This is a genomic window from Pseudoalteromonas sp. SA25 (assembly GCF_011378705.1).
Taxonomy (GTDB): domain Bacteria; phylum Pseudomonadota; class Gammaproteobacteria; order Enterobacterales; family Alteromonadaceae; genus Pseudoalteromonas; species Pseudoalteromonas arctica.
The window spans coordinates 16311-37885 of sequence record NZ_WTKV01000016.1 but is presented as its reverse complement, the minus strand read 5'-3'; the positions used below and the strand labels follow the sequence as shown (position 1 = coordinate 37885).

General features: G+C 39.9%; 21 protein-coding genes. 9 read left to right on the top strand and 12 right to left on the bottom strand.

Annotation, left to right across the window (positions count from 1 at the left end):
- Positions 1-24: 24 nt before the first annotated feature.
- Entirely contained in the window at positions 25-432 is a 408-nt protein-coding gene (locus GQR45_RS13785; RefSeq protein WP_165726239.1) for a GNAT family N-acetyltransferase, read from the top strand.
- A 10-nt stretch (positions 433-442) separates the two neighbouring features.
- On the opposite strand, the gene GQR45_RS13780 is transcribed toward GQR45_RS13785, so the two are convergent.
- The 8 genes from GQR45_RS13780 to GQR45_RS13745 form a co-directional block, all read right to left on the bottom strand.
- Positions 443-799 carry a HopJ type III effector protein gene (locus GQR45_RS13780; protein ID WP_165726238.1) on the bottom strand — a complete coding sequence of 119 codons (357 nt, stop codon included), beginning with the start codon at positions 797-799 and terminating at the stop codon, positions 443-445.
- Positions 800-820: 21 nt separating this feature from the next.
- On the bottom strand, positions 821-1924 hold the full coding sequence (locus GQR45_RS13775) for a retroviral-like aspartic protease family protein (protein ID WP_165726237.1): 1104 nt from the start codon (positions 1922-1924) through the stop codon (positions 821-823).
- 23 nt (positions 1925-1947) lie between these two features.
- On the bottom strand, positions 1948-2655 hold the full coding sequence (locus GQR45_RS13770; RefSeq protein WP_165726236.1) for an HAD-IA family hydrolase: 708 nt from the start codon (positions 2653-2655) through the stop codon (positions 1948-1950).
- Between the two features lie 10 nt (positions 2656-2665).
- On the bottom strand, positions 2666-3610 hold the full coding sequence (locus tag GQR45_RS13765) for a tyrosine recombinase XerC (RefSeq protein ID WP_165726235.1): 945 nt from the start codon (positions 3608-3610) through the stop codon (positions 2666-2668).
- Positions 3607-4218: a DUF484 family protein gene (locus GQR45_RS13760; RefSeq protein ID WP_165726234.1), complete on the bottom strand. Its 612-nt coding sequence runs from the start codon at positions 4216-4218 to the stop codon at positions 3607-3609. The genes GQR45_RS13765 and GQR45_RS13760 overlap by 4 nt, the downstream gene beginning before the upstream one ends.
- Positions 4215-5045: a diaminopimelate epimerase gene (gene dapF / locus GQR45_RS13755; protein ID WP_007580548.1), complete on the bottom strand. Its 831-nt coding sequence runs from the start codon at positions 5043-5045 to the stop codon at positions 4215-4217. Before dapF ends, GQR45_RS13760 begins: the two co-directional genes overlap by 4 nt.
- A 64-nt stretch (positions 5046-5109) precedes the next feature.
- The gene (gene lysA, locus GQR45_RS13750; RefSeq protein ID WP_165726233.1) at positions 5110-6363 is read right to left on the bottom strand and encodes a diaminopimelate decarboxylase; all 1254 of its coding nucleotides are present in this window, start codon (positions 6361-6363) and stop codon (positions 5110-5112) included.
- On the bottom strand, positions 6364-6558 hold the full coding sequence (locus GQR45_RS13745; protein WP_165726232.1) for a lipoprotein: 195 nt from the start codon (positions 6556-6558) through the stop codon (positions 6364-6366).
- A 157-nt stretch (positions 6559-6715) separates the two neighbouring features.
- Between GQR45_RS13745 and cyaY the strand changes: the two genes are divergently transcribed.
- From cyaY to add, 8 genes are all read left to right on the top strand, one after another.
- Positions 6716-7039, top strand: a complete 324-nt coding sequence (gene cyaY, locus GQR45_RS13740) for an iron donor protein CyaY (protein WP_002960979.1) — start codon at positions 6716-6718, stop codon at positions 7037-7039.
- On the top strand, positions 7036-7692 hold the full coding sequence (locus tag GQR45_RS13735; protein WP_007580555.1) for a dienelactone hydrolase family protein: 657 nt from the start codon (positions 7036-7038) through the stop codon (positions 7690-7692). Before cyaY ends, GQR45_RS13735 begins: the two co-directional genes overlap by 4 nt.
- A 22-nt stretch (positions 7693-7714) precedes the next feature.
- On the top strand, positions 7715-8692 hold the full coding sequence (locus GQR45_RS13730; protein ID WP_165726231.1) for a DUF2914 domain-containing protein: 978 nt from the start codon (positions 7715-7717) through the stop codon (positions 8690-8692).
- A gap of 35 nt (positions 8693-8727) precedes the next feature.
- Positions 8728-9666, top strand: coding sequence for a hydroxymethylbilane synthase (hemC, locus tag GQR45_RS13725; protein WP_010554568.1), 939 nt, complete (start codon positions 8728-8730; stop codon positions 9664-9666).
- Positions 9667-11508, top strand: a complete 1842-nt coding sequence (locus GQR45_RS13720; RefSeq protein WP_165726230.1) for a uroporphyrinogen-III C-methyltransferase — start codon at positions 9667-9669, stop codon at positions 11506-11508. It abuts the gene before it with no gap.
- A complete protein-coding gene (locus GQR45_RS13715) occupies positions 11505-12614 on the top strand; it encodes a heme biosynthesis HemY N-terminal domain-containing protein (protein ID WP_010554570.1) in 1110 nt (369 codons plus the stop codon). Before GQR45_RS13720 ends, GQR45_RS13715 begins: the two co-directional genes overlap by 4 nt.
- Positions 12615-12665: 51 nt before the next feature.
- Positions 12666-15353: a CHASE domain-containing protein gene (locus GQR45_RS13710; protein ID WP_165726229.1), complete on the top strand. Its 2688-nt coding sequence runs from the start codon at positions 12666-12668 to the stop codon at positions 15351-15353.
- A gap of 126 nt (positions 15354-15479) precedes the next feature.
- Entirely contained in the window at positions 15480-16481 is a 1002-nt protein-coding gene (gene add / locus GQR45_RS13705) for an adenosine deaminase (RefSeq protein WP_165726228.1), read from the top strand.
- Positions 16482-16545: 64 nt separating this feature from the next.
- On the opposite strand, the gene GQR45_RS13700 is transcribed toward add, so the two are convergent.
- The 4 genes from GQR45_RS13700 to GQR45_RS13685 all read right to left on the bottom strand — a co-directional run bounded on the left by GQR45_RS13700 (position 16546) and on the right by GQR45_RS13685 (position 21516).
- On the bottom strand, positions 16546-16956 hold the full coding sequence (locus tag GQR45_RS13700) for a CBS domain-containing protein (protein ID WP_165726227.1): 411 nt from the start codon (positions 16954-16956) through the stop codon (positions 16546-16548).
- 168 nt (positions 16957-17124) lie between these two features.
- A complete protein-coding gene (gene fre, locus GQR45_RS13695) occupies positions 17125-17838 on the bottom strand; it encodes an NAD(P)H-flavin reductase (protein ID WP_165726226.1) in 714 nt (237 codons plus the stop codon).
- Positions 17839-17947: 109 nt separating this feature from the next.
- The gene (gene ubiD, locus GQR45_RS13690) at positions 17948-19414 is read right to left on the bottom strand and encodes a 4-hydroxy-3-polyprenylbenzoate decarboxylase (protein WP_007580574.1); all 1467 of its coding nucleotides are present in this window, start codon (positions 19412-19414) and stop codon (positions 17948-17950) included.
- A gap of 71 nt (positions 19415-19485) precedes the next feature.
- On the bottom strand, positions 19486-21516 hold the full coding sequence (locus GQR45_RS13685) for a methyl-accepting chemotaxis protein (protein ID WP_165726225.1): 2031 nt from the start codon (positions 21514-21516) through the stop codon (positions 19486-19488).
- Between the last annotated feature and the right edge of the window lie 59 nt (positions 21517-21575).

The window sequence follows — 21575 nt, the reverse complement described above, 5'->3', positions numbered from 1 at the left end:
GTATCTGCTTTTTAAGGGTGATAGATGTATCAATTAAAAGTAGATAATACCGATGCGTTAAACTCAGCGCTTCGCGCACAAATGGTTGAATTTAACGCCCAGCATTTTGATGCGCAAAGAGTGCCATTAGGCTATAAATTTACTGATGAGCAAGGCGAGCTTGTTGCCGGTATTAGTGGGTGTGTGTTTGGAAATTGGCTGATGATTGGTTGGCTTTGGTGTAGCGATAGTGCACGAGGTAAAGGGCTTGCAGATAAACTGCTAACGGCACTTGAACAAGCTGCTATTGAGCTAGGAGCAACAACTGCTCAGCTTGATACACTTGATTTTCAAGCAAAACCTTTTTACGAAAAGCGCGGTTATAGTGTTAAGTATCAACTTAATAATTACCCACGCTCAGGTACGCGTTACTTTATGGAAAAGCCACTTTAATTTTTGCTGGCTATTTTGCTTTTAGTGGCTCGCCTTTAAAGGTAATACCTAAAAAAGGTGTTGCCTCTGGTGCTAGCATAAACGTGCGAATGTTCATGTGATCATCCCCTTTAGGGTTTTGTAGCACGTCTTCTCGGTAAAACTTACCAAAACAATCCAACGTATTTTGTTTACTTAAATCGTTTAATTTAGCAAACGCAAAAATTTTACATGAGCCGTTGTTCTCACTCGCAGCGCTAAGTAATCCATTGTTATTAAAGCCACATGCAGTAAAGTCGTAATTTGCTTCAATCACAGCCATTGTATCGGTAAATTGAATGCTTTTTGGGTTTTCAGCAAGTGCTTTTAAATAGTTATTTAGTGTCATGTGTTACCTTTGGATTTTTAATTATTTAGCGCTCAACTCTAGCTCATCTGTTTGCTGATTTATATTGAATTTAAATCGCGATAAAAAGTTCATCCCTAGCAAACCTTGTCCGCGTGTGTTTTCAATGCTCAACACTTCAAAACCATAAATAATTTGCGAGCCCACTTTAAACGATTCAATTTGATAACGCTTTACAACAATTTGACCGTTAGCTGTATTTACCGTTACATCGCCTAAATATAAAGGCTGTGGCGAAATTTGCTCAATTATACTTGTAGGTAGTGAGGTTACGCTTGCGCCTGTATCAATCATTAGTTCGGTTGATAGGTTATTATTTATTTCGGTGTTTATTAAGTAATGCGCGCCATACGGCGTTAAAGCAACGAAGTCATCTTGCGATTGTGCTTTATTGATCATCGCTTGCAGTGTTTGCACTTGGCTTTTTAGATTGTGCTGGTTTGGCATTCGATCAAGGGTTGCTTGTGCACTAATTAAATCGCCTTGCTGAAAGTAGGCGTACGCAAGCGGATATAAAAACTGCGCGTTATCGCTTTTATAATCAAGCCAAATTTGTGTTTGCTCAATAATAGCTTGCCAATTTTGTTGCTCAGTTAATGTGTGTAATTCGTTTTGAGTGAGCGTATTTAAACGTGTATTTACGTTGTTTTGCTGATCAGCAGGTAGTAATGAATTCAGCTCAAATAAAGCAATAATGGCGTTTTGTGTTTGCTCGCTATTTATTAAATACTCAACCTGTAAGTTAAGTAATTCTACGTTATAAGGGCTGTTATTTAATAGCGCATTGAGAAATGACTCGCTGAGTAATAAATTGCTATTTAGCCATGTTTTAAGCTGTATCAGCCACGATGAATAAAGGTTTTTTGCACTTTCTGGATTGCTATTTTTGAGTTGTTGATAGCTACTAAGTGCGGCTTCAAATTGGTGTTGTTTAAATTGCTGCTTTGCCGTATTTAGTAACGTATCTTGTTGTTTAGGCGATATGCTTTGCTGGGCACTTTGCGTTTTTTGTGGTGTAGTTAACGCAGGCTGCGGCCATAATAAATAAGCGTTAAGGCTAAGCGAGCCAATTAATAGCAAGGTGATTAGCTTGGTATAGTGGCTCATTGTGACCTCTTATTTTTAATAGGTTATTTAATAAAGTGCGTTAAGGCATGAATATTGGCTATTTCAATATCAGCCAGCCCTTTATAAGCATAATTGGCGCCTTGATCGTTTAACCATACCGATTGGCAACCGGCATTATTTGCGCCTTGTACGTCGGTATCTAGGCTATCGCCAATATGTAAAATATCGCTTTTAGCAACATTTAAATGTGTGGCTGCTTTATCAAATAGGGTGCTGTGAGGTTTTGCTTTACCGTGCATACCTGCTTGCAGTACGAGTTCAAATTTATCGTGTAAGTTAAAGCGTTCAATTTCAACGTTACCGTTAGTAATCGCAACAAGCGTAAAGTGTTTGGCTAGGTTATCTAGTAAGTTAAGTACGTCATCGCTTACGACTATGTTGCTGCGCGCATCGGCAAAGGCGTTATAGGCGGCATTTGCATGGCGCTCTACATCATCTGCGGTAAACCCAAGTTTAGAAAGCGCTAAACGTAGGGTGTGTTTGCGCCATTTAGTTACATCATCTGCGAGATCTGGGTTTTGTATTACGGCAAGTTCGCGACATAGTTGCCAGTACTTTGGACCTTGCTCTTGATAGCCCGGTAGCGCGTTTAAATAATTTTGTTGGGCTTTAACGGCTGCTTTTATAATAGGGTGATTGCTGTATAGCGTGTCGTCTAAGTCAAAGCTCATGACAGAAAATGGCTTAATAGCACGATTAAATCGGATCATATTTATTTTCCTAATCAGTTCGTTTTTTTGCGCGAGGGTGAGTGTTGTCGTATACCTTGGCTAAATGCTGAAAATCTAAATGTGTATATACTTGTGTAGCCGACAAACTGCTGTGCCCTAGTAATTCTTGCACGGCGCGTAAATCACCAGATGATTCTAAAATATGTGACGCAAACGAGTGGCGCAGCTTATGCGGGTGAACCTGCGAGCTAATGCCTTGTTTTATTCCCCACTCTTGCATACGCAGGCGCACTTGGCGAATCGAAATACGATTTTTTTGGCTACTTAAAAATACTGCTATTTCATCGGGCTTTGCAAACTGAGGGCGTATTGTGAGCCATTTTTTTAATGCATCTAACGCTTTTTTGCCCACCGGAATTAATCGCTCTTTATTGCCTTTACCACGCACTAAAATTTCGCCATTGGCAGCACTCATATCTTGCATGTTAGCGCCAACTAACTCACTTATACGCAGCCCTGATGAATACATAAGCTCCATCATTGCTTTATCTCTAATTGCGAGAGGCTCGTCGTCGGGTATTTCGAGCAAGCGTGCCATTTGATCCACATCGAGATTTTTAGGTAGGGGCTTTGCAAACTTAGGACCTTTTATACCCACCGCCGGATTATGGTAATGCGATTGCTCGGCAATATTTTTTGCTTTTAAAAACTTATATAAGCTGCGAATACAACTGAGCTTTAAGCTAATTGTACGGCCACTTAATTGTTTTGATCGCAGTGCCATGCTGTAGCGGCGAATATGCTCGCCTTGTACGCCAAACCAGTCATCACATAGTTTGCTAAAATAAAGGGCTGCAAAGCCAAGTTGGCTTACGTATTGATTAACTGTGTGCGCTGAATATTGTTTTTCAAACTTTAAATAATCGCTAAATAGCGTTATGGGTGTACGCCAATTATCGCTTAACTGGGTAATATTAGGCGCATCGTCACTCATGCTAGTTTTTGTAACCGCAGGTGTAATGCGTTTATAAAGTCGAGCACAAACAGGTTATCTTGCGCAGGCTCAAAATGGTTTACGTTATTGCTACCAAACGCCAAAATAGCGATAGGGTGCTTGGTGTCGCCAATTAAATAAATAGCGACGGATTGTGTATCTTCACTAAATAATAATTCGCGCTCTTGCTGATTAATACGCCCTAAATAATGCCCAGAATGGGTAAGGCGATGTGAAATAAGCTCGTCGTACTCGGGATTATATTTTACTAATTTGCAGTCGCTAACATCTTCACTTGAGCATATTATATTACGCAGATTATTTGCAAGAGTGTCAAAATCGTCATGATTCCAAAGCTGGCGATGGCACTGGCTAAACAAGCGATATACGAGCTCGTTTTGCGTTGCATGCTTGCTCATAGCGTCTATTTGGTTTTTTAAAAGCGTGTTGTGCTCGCGTAATTGGCGTTGCTGAATATGTACTAGTGACGTTGCACCTTGAGCTTGCTGTTGCAGCTCAAGTTGTGCGAGTAGCTCCGGGTGATGAACCAAAAAATCAGGATGTTGATGTAAGTAATCAATAACCTGTTCTTTACTTAGCTCGCTCATAGCGCTACTTGCCCGTCGAACACATGCTCTGCGGGGCCAGTCATGCGTACCGGATGACCTTCGCCACTCCAACGTACTTGTAAGCTACCGCCTGGTAAATCTACTTGAACGGTTGTTGATAACTTATTTTGCATATGACCAATAACCATTGCTGCACACGCACCTGTGCCACAGGCTAGGGTTTCGTTAACGCCGCGCTCCCACACTCTTAATTTAATGTGTTCATGCGATACAACTTGCATAAAGCCAATGTTCGCTTTTTGCGGAAAACGTTCGTGGTTTTCAAGTAATGGACCCAATATATCAACTTGCGCGGTGGTTACGTCGTCAACTTCTAGCACGCAATGCGGGTTACCCATAGATACCGCGCCACTAAATACAGTGTGTTCTTCGGTTCTAATAATATAAGTAAGCTCACGCTTGCTCGCTTTTAAAGGGATTTTACTTGGCTCAAAATTTGGATGACCCATGTTAACCGTTACTTGACCGTCTTTTTCTATGTAGAGCGTTAAGTTGCCCGACTTGGTCGACACAGTAATTTTATGCTTGTTAGTCAGGCCCTTCATACGTACAAAGCGGGCAAAACAGCGTGCGCCGTTACCGCATTGTTCTACTTCGGTACCATCGGCATTAAATATTCGATAATGAAAGTCGAGATCAGGAGAGTATGGCGCTTCAACCATCAGTAATTGGTCAAAGCCAATGCCAAAATGGCGATCTGCCAGTTTTTTGATTTGATCTCGCGACAAAAAAACATTTTGTGTAATGTTATCAATCACAACAAAGTCGTTGCCTAAGCCGTGCATTTTGGAAAAATTAACTAACATAGCGCTCTAATTCGGTTTTGCTCTGTGCTAATCATGCCACAGAGCAGCTAGTAGACAAAAACGTTTATGGTAAAACTTTCTCACCTTGATAAAGGCTTTCAATAGTTTCGCGTTCACGAATAAGATGGTGCTGCTGACCATCTACCATTATTTCTGCAACACGCGGGCGCGAGTTGTAGTTTGAACTCATGGTAAAGCCATATGCACCAGCACTTCGCTGTGCGAGTAAATCGCCTTGTTTAAGCGCTAGTTCACGATCTTTTCCTAAAAAGTCGCCGGTTTCGCACACAGGGCCCACAATATCAAAGTTGTGAGTCGGTGTTTCGTCGTCGCGAACTGATACCGGAATGATTTTTTGCCACGCTTGATAAAGCGCAGGGCGAAGCATGTCGTTCATACCTGCATCTACAATGGCAAAAAATTTGTCTTGGTTTTGTTTAATAAATTCAACTTGAGTAACTAAAATACCTGCGTTAGCTGCAATAGCGCGCCCAGGTTCAAAAATAAGTTCAAGATGTTTGTAGTTAGCTAAGCGTTCGGTTACTTGCGCTGCATATTCACTTGGGTGTGGTGGTTGCTCGTTGTTATATGGCACGCCTAAACCGCCACCAATATCTAAGTGAGTTAGCTCAATACCGTTGGTTTTTAGCTCATCAATAAGCGCCATGAGTTTATCAAGGGCTTCTAAAAATGGTCTTACTTCAGTTAATTGAGAGCCAATATGGCAATCAACACCAATAATTTTTAAACCAGGTAAAGCCGCTGTTTGTTGATAAACACTTACTGCAGTTTGTATATCAATACCAAATTTATTTTCTTTTAAACCAGTAGAAATATACGGATGTGTTTTTGCATCTATGTCAGGGTTTACGCGAATAGAAATAGGCGCTTCTAGGTTAAGCTCGCAAGCCACTTCAGAAATACGCTCAAGCTCAGAGGCTGATTCAACGTTAAAGCATTTAATCCCCAATTTTAATGCGTACGCTATTTCGTCTGCTGTTTTAGCCACGCCCGAAAAAACCACTTTAGAAGCATCGCCTCCCGCTTTAATTACACGCGCAAGTTCGCCTTTGGATACAATATCAAAACCCGATCCTAGGCGCGCTAATATATTAAGCACGGCAATATTTGAGTTTGCTTTTACGGCGTAACACACCAAGCTTTTATGATTTTTAGTGGCGTTAGCAAACGCTAAATAATGGCGCTCAAATGTAGCGCGCGAGTACACATAACACGGCGTACCGTATTGCTGCGCTATGCTTGCCACACTGACGTCTTCGGCAAATAATTGGTTGTTTTTGTAGTTAAAATAATCCATTTATTGCTCCTGACTTTGCGATATTTTGGCTTGCTCAGCGGTAGTGGCTGGCTGAGCTGTATTTTGAGGTTGGTTTTGCTCTGTTTGTTGCTCTGGTAAATATAACGGACCGCTTTGTCCGCAGCCAGCTAAGGCGCTTAACAGTACAGTGCTTATTAATAGTCTTTTTAATTGTAAGGTATGTGTCGCTTTCATTAGATTAATATGGTTGCTGGCTTTATAATCGCAGAGTAACAGAATATCTAAAAAATGCAGCTATTCGCGGATGATTTTATTCCTGTTACACTAGCTGCACACTTTTAAAGCTAAAACGTACCCAATATTAGGCGGCTCGCCTGCAAAGGAAATAACAATGACTGAACACGAATATCACCAATTAGCCGAAGCTCTTATGTTCACTATTGAAGAGCAGGTTGATGATTGCGAAGCTGATTTAGATTACGAATCGGCACAAGGTATTTTAGAAATTATTTTTCCTGATAAAAGTAAAATAGTGATTAACAAGCAAGCACCTCTTCATCAAGTATGGGTTGCGACTAAGTTTAACGGACATCATTTTGAAATGCGTGATGGGTTGTGGATTGATAACCGTTCTGGCGCTGAATTTTGGGCGTTTATAAATGAAGCCTCAACTCGCCAAGCAGGCCAAGAAGTTAAGTGGCAATCATCACTATGAGTTTAGAATTTGTAGAATATGCAGCCCAAAGTGAGCACAAAGCAACGGTTATTTGGTTACATGGTTTAGGTGACTCTGGGGATGGTTTTGCGCCAGTAGCTCCGCAGCTTAATTTACCAAGTGAGCTTGGTATACGGTTTGTTTTTCCGCATGCGCCAGTACAACCGGTCACCATAAATGGTGGCATGGAAATGCGCTCTTGGTACGATATTAAATCTATAGAATTAGATAAGCGTGCCGATGAACAAGGCGTAAGGGATTCGGCTGCAAAGGTAGAAGAGTTAATTAATAAAGAAATTGCTAATGGCATACCTGCTAATAAAATTATTTTAGCTGGTTTTTCTCAAGGTGGTGTTGTATCGCTACATTTAGCACCGCGCTTTGAGCAAAAGCTTGGGGGTGTCATGGCGCTTTCTACTTATATGTGTGTGCCGCAAAAATTTGCTGATGAAGCAAAGCATACTGATTTAAACGTATTTATGGCTCATGGTAGCCAAGATAACGTTGTACCGCATAGTGCGGGAAGAAGTGCGTTTGAAGTATTAACAGCACATAACATGGATGTAAGCTGGCAAGAATATCCAATGGCTCACCAAGTTTGCGCAGAAGAATTGCAAGCTATTCGCCAATGGTTAATTGCTCGTTTAAGCTAATTTTGGAACCGCTGAGGTCAATATGAGTCAAAAAATAGTTATTAAAGCAAATGTTAAACGCGAACTACAAGAGAGTGTACCAACGGTAAGCTACGAGTGGAATTGGCGTCGTATTGTGAGTATTGCTATGTTGGTATTAATGACCTCTGCAGCAGTTGTGTATGGCTTAACAACGTCAGCCAGTGCAGAGCAAGGTGAGCATCCAAATGAGCAGGAGCAATTTTTAAGCTTTAGCAGTAACGCTCAAAACCAGACAAACTTTGAAGTAACGGATGTTGAGTCTGAATCATCAATAAACAATACCCCTAATGAGTCTGCAGAGGTAATGCAAGCTCGGATTGAACCGTTGTCAGCTGAGCAAAATGAGGCTCAACTAAGCATTTCAAGTAATACATCTGATGACGCTGAGCTTGTAAATAATCCCCCTGTTTTATTGGCTAACAACGATAGTGTTACTGAACAAAGCGAAAGCATTAATACAGAGTTAAACTCAAACCTTGATAATGATGTGCAAGAAGAAACCGCAGAAGCTCAAAACGTAGCTGAGCTAGCCAGTCAAAGCGACTTACTTTTAGAGTTAGAAAGTGATGATGGCGCATTGAGTGGCACTGAAGGTTTTTCGCCGACAGCACAAGTGGCAAGTGTGGCTTTGGGCGCGCAAATAGACACGAGTAAAATTAGCCGTGCGGTACTTACTCGTAAAGTAAGTAAGCGTGAGCCCACTAATGTGTTTGCTGCTGATATTAGATTAAGTCAGTTTGATGAAGGCGTATCGTTTTTTAGTGAGATTAAAAATCTTCAAGGCCAGCAAGTTAAGCATGTTTGGTCGTTTGAAGGTGAAACTATGGCTGAAATTACACTTAATGTTACTTCGCCTCGCTACAGAACGTACTCAACAAAAAATATCATGGACACACAAACAGGCCATTGGCGTGTTGATGTAGTTGATGAGCAAGGCAATTTAATTGCCCAAAAAGAGTTTAGAATTTTAGCTGACTAAAACTAGCTAAACGCAGTAATTAATTGGATACCCCTATGACAGAAAAAACAAAATTAGTACGCATCGCAACGCGCAAAAGCGCCTTAGCACTTTGGCAGGCCGAATTTGTAAAAGCAGAGCTTGAGCGTTTTCATGCAGATGTGCGCGTAGAATTAGTCCCAATGTCGACGCAAGGGGATATAATTTTAGATACGCCATTGGCTAAAATTGGCGGTAAAGGCTTATTTGTTAAAGAGCTAGAGCAAGCCATGTTAGATGGGCGAGCTGATATTGCCGTGCATTCTATGAAGGACGTGCCAGTAGAGTTCCCAGAAGGATTAGAGCTGTATACTATTTGTGAGCGTGAAGATCCGCGTGATGCGTTTGTATCAAACAATTTTGCAAATTTAAACGAGCTACCACAGGGCGCCATTGTGGGTACTTCGAGCTTACGCCGCCAGTGCCAAATTAAAGCACTTCGCCCTGATTTAGATATTCGTGATTTGCGCGGTAATGTAAATACGCGTTTAGGTAAATTAGATGATGGCCAATACGATGCTATTATTTTAGCGGCAGCGGGGCTTATTCGTTTAAAAATGAGTAAGCGTATTGCTGACTACATTGAGCCAGAAGTGTCATTACCGGCAAATGGTCAAGGCGCTGTAGGTATTGAATGTCGTATTGATGATGAAGTAACAAAAGCATTACTTGCACCACTTGAGCATACCCAAACACGTATTCGCGTAAATGCAGAGCGTTCGATGAACCGCTATTTAGAAGGTGGTTGCCAAGTTCCTATTGGTGCTTATGCATTAGTTGATGGCGAGCAGGTACATTTGCGTGGTTTAGTGGGGGCTGTTGATGGCAGCGAAATTTTACGTGACGAAGTAACAGGTCATGTAAATGACGCAGAAGAACTAGGTATTGAGCTTGCTAAAAAATTACTAGCTCAAGGCGCAGACAAAATATTAGCTGAAGTTTATAGAGACGCATAAATGACACATATTCTGATAACTCGGCCCGAAGGAAAAGGCGCAGCTCTTGCACAGCAACTTGAGCAAGCGGGTTATCAGGCGTCTTTATTTCCGGTATTAAAAATAACGCATTTAACACCCTCCAGCACTGAACTTAGTCCGCTGTTAAATGCAGATAAAATAATATTTATATCGCAAGATGCAGTCAGCGCACTTTCGCAATTAAAACCCGATATAAATACCAAAGCGCAGTTTTATGCGGTTGGACAACAAACAGCCGACATTATATATGAGCAATTTGGTGTGCGCGCAGCAGTACCAAAGCAGTATGATTCAGAAGGGTTACTTGCGCTCAAATCACTCGCCGAGGTTGATGGCAGTAATATAGTGTTAGTTAAGGGGCAAGGTGGCCGCCCTGAGTTAGCTAAAACGCTAAAAGAGCGTGGTGCTTTTTTAAATAATTGTGTTGTGTACAAACGTGAACCCACAGAGAGTATCACCCCTAACTGGACAGACCACTGGAAAAGCCAGAATGTACACGGTATAGTCATAACAAGTAATGCAGCAGTTGATGCTATATTTAAAAGCCTTACTGCACACCAACTACAATGGTTACAACAGTGCCGATTTTATGTTGCAAGCGAGCGGATAGCCGCTTATTTAAAGTTGCAACAGGTAAGTTCGGCTAATATACACATTGCAGCAGGGGCTAGCGATAATGCTATGTTTACCTGCATAAATCAGCAAGGTAGCAACATGAGCGAACAGTCAAAGCCAGTTACGGCAGAAAAAGCCACATCAACAATAGCTAACCCGGCCTCAGCTAAATCAGCTAAGCAAGAGCCAGCAGCTACAAAAAATACGACAGAAAAAAACAAACAAAAGGTAAGTAAGGTTGCAGCACTTGCGCTTCTTATTTCGTTAATTGTGGCCTCTGGTGTTGGATACGAGTTTTATCAAAAATTAAATGCTGGTAAGGCGCAAAACCTAGCCGTTAATGAGTTAAGCGAGCAAAATAAGTTACTCGTTCAAGAGCTGCAAGCACTTAAATCGGCGCAATCTAATTTGCAGCAAGCGCTGTTTAATAGTGAGAAAAAAGTAGCCGCAACCCTAAGTGAAAGTGCAGCTCAAAATCAGCAAGAGCTAAAAGCAGCCCTGCAAAAAGCGCAGCAACAAGGCTCGTCTTTAAACCCACAAGAAGTAACCAGCTTACAGCGTATGGCTGAATTTAAACTATGGGCTGAAAAAGATTACCAAGGCACTAGTGCTGTTTTAAAGCGCTTAGATGCATTACTTAGCGAACACCCAGGAACAGTTGAAGTTCGCCAAGCTATTATGCAAGACATACAAACACTTGATAGCCTTAAACCTATAGCAACAGAGGCTATTTATTTACAGCTAAACAGTGCACTTAATAGCGTTGATAATTTAGTTTTTAATGCGGTTAACTTGCCAGAAGAAGCGGCTGCAATAGATGAAAATGCTTTAAGTGATGACGTGAGTGATTGGCAGCAAAACCTGAGTAATAGCTGGAATAAAATTGTGGATAGCTTTATTACTATTCGCCAGCACGAAGGTGTTTCCATTGAGCCATTACTTACAGAACAAGAGCGCCATTTAATTAATCAACGAATCAAGCTTAATATAACTCAGGCACAAGATGCACTTATGAGTAAGCAGGCGAGTATTTTCTTTAGCGCCTTAAGTGAAGCAAAACGTTTAGTTGGTGAGTACTTTAAGCAAGACGATGATGCAACCAAAACGGTACTTAAAGCGTTGTCTAAACTCGAAAAAGAGCAGCTTAATTTTAATCCAAAAATAACCTTAAATAGTACACAAAAGGTTAAGGAGTGGGCGCAATGATAGGGCTAATTATTTTAATTGTAGCTATTGTTGTTGTACTAGCGGTTACTCCATTTGTGCTAGATGAAAAAGGTTATGTACTTATTTCATTTAACAATACGACGATAGAAGGCACGATAGTATCGTTTTGTATAATGGCAGTCATTACCGCTGTTGTTTTATATTTAACATATAAGCTAATCCGCTACTTATTATCGATTTATCATAATACTAAACATGGCTTTTTTGCACGTAGCCAAGAGCGCAAACAAGTAGCTATTGAGCAGGCTCTGTGGAGTGCTATTAATGATGATTATGAGCATGTAGAGCAGGCTCTATCGGGTAATAGCGTACCAGATAAGTTTGAAGATATTCGCTTAGCATTACTTGCAAAAGCAGCGCTTGCTAATAATCAAACAGATAAAGCACTTGAGCGTTTATTTGAAATAAGCCCAGAGCATCAATTAAAAGTAGCAAAGCTATGGTTGGCAAGTGGCGACAGTAGCGCGATTGAATCACAAATGCGTATTAGCGCAGAAGCTAAAAAAGCCACCGCACTTGAGTTAAAACTTTATGCAGAAGTATTAGTACAGCAACAACACTTTAGTGCGCTGGAAGATTTTTTGCCGCGTTTATTACGCAAAAAAGCACTTACTGATGCACAGTGGACGCAGTTATTTAGTGCCTACTTTAATGCGTTAGATGCAGACAAACTGAGTGAAAAATATAAACAGCTACCGAAAAAGCTGCAAGCTCATGCCCACACCGCATATTTAATGCAAATGGCGCAAGCAGGTCAATTGGCTGCTATTGAAAGTGACTTAATTAAAATGGTTAAGCACAATGAGCAACACTTAGAGCTTGCCAATATATTAAGTAAAGCAACAGCAGCCGATGCGCCTAAGTTGCAAATAAACATACAAGAACGCCTTAAAAAGGATGATTCAAATAATTCACTATTACTTGCGCTGGCTTGCCTTGCTAATGCTAAAGGTGATTATGACTTAGCAGCTAGAATTTTTGATAAAGCACTGAATAGTGACAATAAAAAACAGTTCTCTGAACAAGCTGTTTTAAGTTATAAAAATAGTGCACAAGCAGAAAAGGCGCTCGTTTTATATCAATAAATGACTACACTATAACTACTTAGCATTTTTTGTAGTTCAGGAGCACAAGCATTGAGAAAGTTTTTAATATTAACCCTTAGCTTGGCTTGTGCTTACTTTTTTACTGGGTATTTTAGCAACTCACTTCTTTCTGTAGATGGCTATGCGGTCGCCTCTTGGCCGCCCTCAGGAATTGCTTTAGCGAGCTTTTTAATTTGGGGACGTAAGTCATTTATTGGCCTTATTCTTGGTGCTTTCTGTACTAACTTAATTCATCTTGATAACACCGTAGATATTCTTCATTTTAATGTGCTTTTACAAGCCATTTGCGTCACTTTAGCCTCTGTTTTACAGGCTTGGATTGGTCGTCAAATTATAGTAAATGTTATAAAGGCTCCACTAGATTTATCTTCTTTAAAACACAGTGTGCAGAGCTTAATAGTAGCAGGACCAATATGCTGTGTTATTGCTGCAGGTGTGGGAACTAGTTTATTAGCATTGAATAATGTGATTCCGACCAATGCTATTTTTGATAGCTTTATAGCATGGTGGATTGGCGACAGTATCGGTGTACTTATATTTACTCCACTCATGCTCGCAGCCTTTAATTACACGCAAGTACGCCACCGTATGTTGGTAATTTTACCTTCACTATTAATTTATATACTAATCAGCGTTAGTTTTTATGGCGCTGCCAGTGTTAAAAAAGAAAAAGACATTCAAAAGCAAGAAGCCAAAATACTTACTGTGCAAAATGCTATAAGCCAGAAGCTCGATGGTATTACTGCTCACTTAGGATTGTTAGCTACATTTTTTGCTAGTAGTAATGACGTGAACTTTAAAGAGTTTAAACAATTTACTTCAAAGCAGTTGGACTATAGCCAAGAAATTTTAGCATTTGAATGGATACCTTATATACCAGCAAATAAACTCGCAGATTTTGAAACACATGAAAATACAGCCACAGGCAAACCTTTATATATAAAAGAAAAGTCACTTGATGGAGGTTGGCAACCTGCAGGTACTCGTAGTAATTACTTTCCTGTAAAATATGTATATCCCTTAAAAGATAATGAAGGTGTTTTAGGGTTTGATTTAGCTTCTAGTAAAGTAAGAGGTGCAGCGCTTAGCAAAGCGAAAGAGCTTAATGAACTTGCACTAAGTGAGCCAATTAACTTGGTCCAAAATACAGCTGAAGACGGTGTACTCTTTTTATATCCTGTTTTTGGAGAGTCGTCTACCGAAGATGATTTTCAAGGTTTTGTGGCAGCGATTGTCAGTCTGAAACGCTTATCGCAAACACTATTATTTGATCACAACAACTCAATTTCAGTCAGTTTTTTTGATACAACGATACCAGGGAAAAAGCAGGCAATTTATATTGCCGATACCGATAACTCGCAAACGCTGTTTAAAGAATATCAATTGTTGATTGGCAAACGCATGTGGCAGGTCGAGTTATATGAACCAATAGTTAGAACGTCTTGGTTAATGTATTGGCTTGCACAAATAGTAGGTATGTTGTTTGTGTGGTTACTGATTACATTTTTGATTTCAGTTACAGGTACAAACATACAAATTCGCGAACAAGTGGCTAAGCAAACGCATACATTACGCAAAGAAAAACAAAAAGCAGATGAAGCGAGTCATATTAAAGGACAGTTTTTAGCAAACATGAGTCACGAAGTCCGCACCCCTATTAACGGTATAAAAGGGCTGCATTATTTAGCGCTGCAACAGAATGATTGGCAACAAGCAAGGAGTTACATTGAACAAGCAGATGGAGCACTGGGTGTTTTACTGCGGGTATTAAACGATGTACTCGACTTTTCAAAAATGGAAGCAGGCAAGCTAGACTTAATGCAAGAGCCTATTAACGTAGCGAGTTTAGCGGATGAAATGCTTAATTTACTTCAGTTTGAAGCTGACATTAAATCAATAAAGTTAAGTCTCGATTTTGATAAAACATCAAATTTGGTCATTAATACCGATCCAATCCGCTTAAAACAAGTGCTGCTGAATCTGCTCAATAATGCGGTTAAATTTACAGGGGAAGGTGAGATCACTCTGAAAATTTGGCAGTCGAAAAAAATGACTTACTTTAGTATTAACGATACGGGTATTGGTATTAGTAGCGAAGCACAAAAACAATTGTTTAAACCGTTTGCGCAAGCCGATAGCTCAACCTCACGTCAATATGGTGGTACAGGCTTAGGGTTAAGTATTTGCAGAAAGCTGGTTGAGTTAATGGGTGGTGCAATTGATTTAGTTAGTTATGAAGGCAAAGGTTCTACATTTACATTTAGTTTGCCGCTTATATCGCCTTTACCAAAGGCAGAGCAAATTCAACAGCAATACGACGAAATAGATGTAAGTACCTTATCATTCGCAAACTATAAGTTACTTTTAGTCGAAGATAACCCACTTAACCAGCATGTTGCCAGTGCCATTTTAAAAACAAAAGGGTGTATTGCCGACATTGCTAATGATGGTTTTGAAGCCATAGAAAAGCTAACCGAAAATAGCTACGACATTGTTCTTATGGATATTCAGATGCCAAAAATGGATGGACTCCAAGCAACAAAAGTAATTCGTTGTGATTTAGGGTTAATTGATTTACCCATAATAGGGCTATCGGCGAACGCCCATGACGATGACGTTAAAAAGGCATTAGCCTCTGGAATGAATAGTTATATTACCAAACCTATTGATGCAAATACGCTTTTTAAAACTCTTTGGCATTATTTATCAAATAAATAAGTAACGTTATTTTTTGCACAAAAAGCAGACATATGACCGCTTAAACTTAACGCAAACCATATAGACTTGAAAAATAACTATATCTGCGTATCATGCGCGCAAATTTAACTAAACTGGGTTGCTATTATGATCAATAGAAAATTACCTTTGCTAGATATTCACCGTCATTTAGATGGTAATGTACGTGCGCAAACCATATTAGAACTTGGTCGTCAGTTTAATATAGAGTTACCTGCAGATAACGTTGAGGCATTAATTCCTCATGTTCAAGTTATTGACCCTGAGCCAAACCTTATGGCTTTTTTACAAAAGTTAGATTGGGGTGTCACTGTACTTGGCGACTACGATGCGTGTAGACGCATAGCGATTGAAAACATTGAAGATGCACAAGCACAAGGCCTTGATTATGTAGAGCTTCGATTTAGCCCTTACTACATGGCACAAAGCCAAGGTTTACACCCAGAAGGGGTTGTAGAGGCGGTTGTTGATGGTATTAAATCAGCAACAAAGGATGCAAATATAAAAGCTAACTTGATTGGCATTTTATCGCGTACTTATGGCGTAAAAACATGTCAAAAAGAGCTTGATGCTTTACTCGCATTTAAAAATGATTTAGTCGCTGTTGATTTAGCCGGTGACGAAATTGGCTTTCCTGGTGAGTTGTTTGTAGAGCACTTTAAACAAGTACGAAATGCTTATTTAGCTTCGACTATTCATGCTGGAGAGGCACTCGGTGCTCCAAGTATTTGGCAGGCAATTAATGAGTTAGGTGCTTGCCGAATAGGGCATGGCGTTAAAGCTATTGAAGATCCAAAACTAATGGATTACTTACGCGATAACCGTATTGGTATTGAGTCGTGCTTAACAAGTAATATTCAAACCAGTACAGTAAACGATTTAGCTAAGCACCCACTTAAACAGTTTTTAGATCACGGTATTTTAGCGTGTATTAATACTGATGACCCTGCGGTTGAAGGCATTGAAATTGAGTACGAATATACCGTTGCAGCACCTAAAGCGGGCTTATCTCAAGCTGATATGGAAAAAGCCCAAAAAAATGCATTAGAAATAGCATTTTTAAGCGATGGCGATAAAAAAGAACTTTCAGCAATCGTTAGCGCACGTTAATTTAAGAATATTAAAAATGCCGCTTTATATAAGCGGCATTTTTGTATTTGTAATGTCAGTTTAATTAACGCGTTTGACAGCTAACGTAGTTATTACAAAGTGCTTTAAGTATATCTGAGCGGCTTATCATACCAATCACTTTAACACCCTCTACTACCGGATAATTTTTTGGTTTACCTGTTTTCATTTGCTCAGCTAGTTCAATAATATTAGTTTCGCCACTAACAGTAACAACGTCTGTTTGCATTAGTTGTGACACTTTAACCATGCCGTCACAAAAATAGCTGCTGTGAGTTAGAGGTTTTAGTAATTCTTGCTCTGATATAAATCCGACTAGGCATTTATCTTTATCAAATACTGGTGCGCCAAGTAGTTTAAATTTTTGTAGTTCTGCGATGGCTGTCGTCATTTCTGTATCTGGTGTGATATTTGGCAACTTGCGTTGCATAAAATCTTTTACTTTTGTATTTAGCATTTGGGTCTCTCCCGCTGATGTTCTATACAAAGTATGGTTTATAGATAGGGATTTAGGAAATTGTTTATGTTGATGAGATTGATAGGTTTTAACTATTAAGTATTTGTTGTTATATAAAATAAAAGCACCGATTAGGTGCCTTTATTCATAACTGAAAGTTAATTTCAATTATTTGATAAATGCGAATGCATCTGCGTACATGTTTTCACGAATTGCACCATGAGTAATAAAGTCATCACGGACAATACCTATCATGTCAAAACGACCGGCCATATAAATATCGTATGGTTCAAGTGATACAATATCTTGCATTACCGCTTTATGTACATAGCCAGTGTGACCTTGCCAATTAGCAGATGGATTTTCTACCACAGGGATAAACTCAAAGTTTTTGTGGCTATCGGCCCATGTTTGCATTTCTGTATGTGCGTATAAAGCTGACTCTTCTTTTACACCCCAGTAAAATAATACAGGACGGTCGCACTTAATTTCAGCTAAGTGATCAGCCATTGATTTTGCGTATGAAAAACCAGTGCCACCGGCAAGTAAAATAATAGGGCGCTCACATTGCAGGCGCAACTGTGAAATACCCAAGCCAGCTTCAATGTCTACTAACTGCCCAGAGGTATGGGCGTTTCGTAAATGTTCCAGCGATTGCATTGCATACGAATCGGCACCTGATGCGCCAATATGCAGTTCTATTGCATCGCACTGTGAAGGGCGGCTAGCTATAGAAAAAGCACGTTTGTCTTTTTCGCCCAATACGAGTTGCATGTATTGGCCAGCTTCAAAGGTCACAGGTTGTTGTGGCTTTAAAATTACTTTGTGAACAAATTCTGTAAGTGGGCTGATAGCTACAACTTCAGCTTTTAATGTTTGCATTTTTTACCTTTTAGCAGCGCTTTAAACAGCAGATACGCAATCGAATGACTCGATTCTAGCATATCTGCAGGGTTATTTTATAGCCTGTTATGTACTTACATATAAACACTTAAAGAATATTAAGGCTTTCCCAAATATCATCTACGCGGTCTTTGGTGTCTTTATCCATAACAATAGGCTCGCCCCATTCGCGGGTGGTTTCGCCAGGCCATTTATTGGTGGCATCCATTCCCATTTTTGAACCAAGGCCAGAGACTGGCGATGCAAAATCGAGATAATCAATAGGTGTGTTTTCTATTAATGTTGTATCGCGAGCAGGATCCATTCGGGTTGTTATAGCCCAAATAACATCTTCCCAATCACGGGCATTAATATCGTCATCGCACACAATTACAAACTTGGTATACATAAACTGACGTAAGAACGACCAAACTCCCATCATCACGCGTTTAGCATGACCAGGATATTGTTTTTTCATTGTTACAATCGCCATACGGTACGAGCACCCTTCAGGCGGAAGGTAAAAGTCGACAATTTCAGGAAACTGCTTTTGTAATATTGGCACAAACACTTCATTAAGTGCTACACCTAAAATTGCAGGCTCATCAGGCGGACGGCCAGTAAATGTGCTGTGATAAATAGGATCTTTACGATGCGTTAAGTGAGTTACCGTCATAACTGGAAAGTCATCTACTTCATTATAGTAACCGGTATGGTCACCATAAGGGCCTTCTGGCGCCATTTCACCTGGCATAATGTAACCTTCAAGTACTATTTCTGCACTGGCAGGGACTTGCAAGTCATTGGAAATAGATTTCACAACTTCGGTTCTGCTACCACGTAATAAACCAGCAAATGCATATTCGCTTAATGTGTCGGGTACAGGCGTTACTGCACCCAATATAGTAGCAGGATCGGCACCTAGTGCTACCGAGACAGGGTAAGGTTGCCCTGGGTTTTCTTTACACCATTCCTGAAAATCAAGCGCGCCACCACGATGCGACAACCAACGCATAATTATTTTATTTTTGCCTAATAATTGCTGGCGATAAATACCTAAATTTTGGCGCTTTTTATAAGGCCCTTTAGTGACTGTAAGGCCCCAAGTAATTAATGGCGCTGCATCACCTGGCCAGCAATGCTGAATAGGTAATTTAGTTAAGTCTACATCATCACCTTCTAAAACTACTTGTTGGCAAGGCGCTTTTTTAACTTCTTTTGCAGGCATATTAAGCACTTGCTTAAAAATAGGTATAGCACCTAGAGCTTCTTTAATACCCTTTGGTGGATCAGGTTCTTTTAAAAAAGCGAGTAGCTTACCCACTTCGCGAAGCTCGCTAACATCTGTTTGGCCCATGCCCATTGCTACGCGTTTTGGTGTACCAAATAGGTTGGTAAGCACCGGCATATCGTAGCCTTTTGGATTTTCGAATAATAACGCAGGGCCTTTTGCACGCAATGTGCGATCAGATATTTCGGTCATTTCAAGATACGGGTCGATTTCTTGGGTGATACGTTTAAGTTCGCCTTTTTTTTCAAGCAAATCGATAAAATCACGTAGATCTTTATATTTCATTGTGGGCCGCTATTAAGCAAAAGAGTTGAAGTATTATACCCATTTCATGCAAGCCAAGTCATTACTTGCACTTAAAACTTAAAGCGCTCTACGGCACTTGTTAAGGAGTGTGCAAGTTGATTTACGTCTTCACTTTCGCTTGCTAGGGTTGTCGCGTTTTTGGCATTCAAGGTTGCTTGCTCTGTCACCTTGGCCATTATTTGTTGAATGTCGTTACTGTTAGTCAATTGCTCATGTGATGCATGAGCAATCTGCTCACTCATCTGATTAACAGACAATAATGTGCTTTTAATACGCTCTACGGCTTTATTTAGTTCAGTGCTGTTTTTAACACATTGCTTGGCTTGGTGTTGGCCATCGGTAATGTGTTCTTGAGTTGTTTGAGTGTGCTGTTGCAATGTTTGGATCATGGTGTTTATTTCGCTAGTCGAGGTCTGTGTACGTGCAGCTAATGATCGAACCTCATCAGCAACTACAGCAAACCCGCGTCCGTTTTCACCCGCTCGCGCTGCTTCAATTGCAGCATTGAGTGCCAATAAGTTGGTCTGCTCGGCAATGCTGCTAATTGTTTCAACAATGGCTTCAATAAGCTGAGTGTGTTGGGCTAGTTCCTCCGTGCTGCCTACTGCTTTATCAAGGCGCTGTAATAAAGTTTCTATACTTAGACTATTTTTATTAGCAATCTTGTTTACGTCATTGGCAAATTGCGATGCATTGGTTATTTCACTTGATGTTTTATCTGCTTGTTCATAAACCGCTTGTGAGTTGGTTAGCATATTTTGTGCAAGCGATGTTGCCTGCGCGCTTCGCTCCAACTGTTGTTGTGCAACAACTGTCATTTGCTGACCTTTTTCACTGGTTTTAATAGCGCTGCGGTCTAGTTCATGGGCGTCACTAATAATTGCGCCAATTAACTGGGTAAGGTCTTCACTGAGTTTATTTATGTTATTTAGCAAAGTACCAAATTCATCTTTACTGCGCGGATGGCTTCGCTTTGATAAATCACCTGAGGCGATTCGGGCTAAATCGCAGTTTACTTTTTTAAGCGGTTTTAGCATTGCGCGAGTTGTAAAAATAGAGATAGCGATAATCAATATAATTAAAACAAGCGTAATAATTACTACAGAACTAACCCCAGTATTTATGGCGGCCTTTGCATTAGTTTGTAAGGCATTAAAGCGCTCATCAGCCAATTTATTAAGTTCAATAAGCTGACCTTCTGTTGTTATAAATTGCTGTTGAAAGTGTTCAAAATTTTGAGCCGCAGCAATAGTACTTTTGAGTACTTTATTTTGTTGGGCATAAATTCCTGTATCGTTGTTAAGTAACTCTCTTAATTGATTAAATTTAGCCGTTAAATTTTTAGCATTAAACGCATTATTAAAAGGTAGCGCTTGTTGCTCTAAATAGGTGAAATTAGGTTGGATGTTATCTAGTAGAAATAGGGTATCTTGCTGATGGCTATTTAAATCATTGATACTTGTAGTTTGAGTAATGCTTTTTATATTATTGCTTAAGTTAAACAATAAATCATCTATACGGGTCGCTGTTCCAAACATCGCATTAAGTAGCGCCTGCTGTTTTGCAGGCACTTCTAAAAGTTCTATATCAAGTAAGTTAGAACTTAAATTGTAAAGTTGCTCGTTAAACGTTGCTGATAATTCTATGGTGGAATTTTGCGCTACAAACTTACTCTCTTTAGCACTAAACATTGCGACACTTACTTTAGTCAGTTGCTCAAAGCCTTCGTTGGTACTGGCGAGTAAATTTTGCATTGTTATTTGTTGATTTAGTTGAGTGCTTAACGAATTGAGCATATCGCTAAATTGTTGTTGCTCAGCTTGCGCCTGTTTTTTATTTTGTTGAAGTAAATCAAGGTTTGCTTGGCTGTAAGCTAAGGCATTAAATTTGGTAATAGACAGTAATGATAGCCTTAAATCTTTACTGAACTGTTGTACCGGAACTGCTAATTTTTCGGTTCGGGTATTGTTAACGCTAATTTTGTTTAATGACCAATAAAAAAACACACTACTTGTTAGCACCAATAAACCAATGGCTGTAAAAGCTAAAATTATTTTATGTTTGATCGCAATTGAACGCATAACTTCATCACAATAATGGGTCTTTAATTATTGTAGCATTGCTGTAATTTATTGGTTGG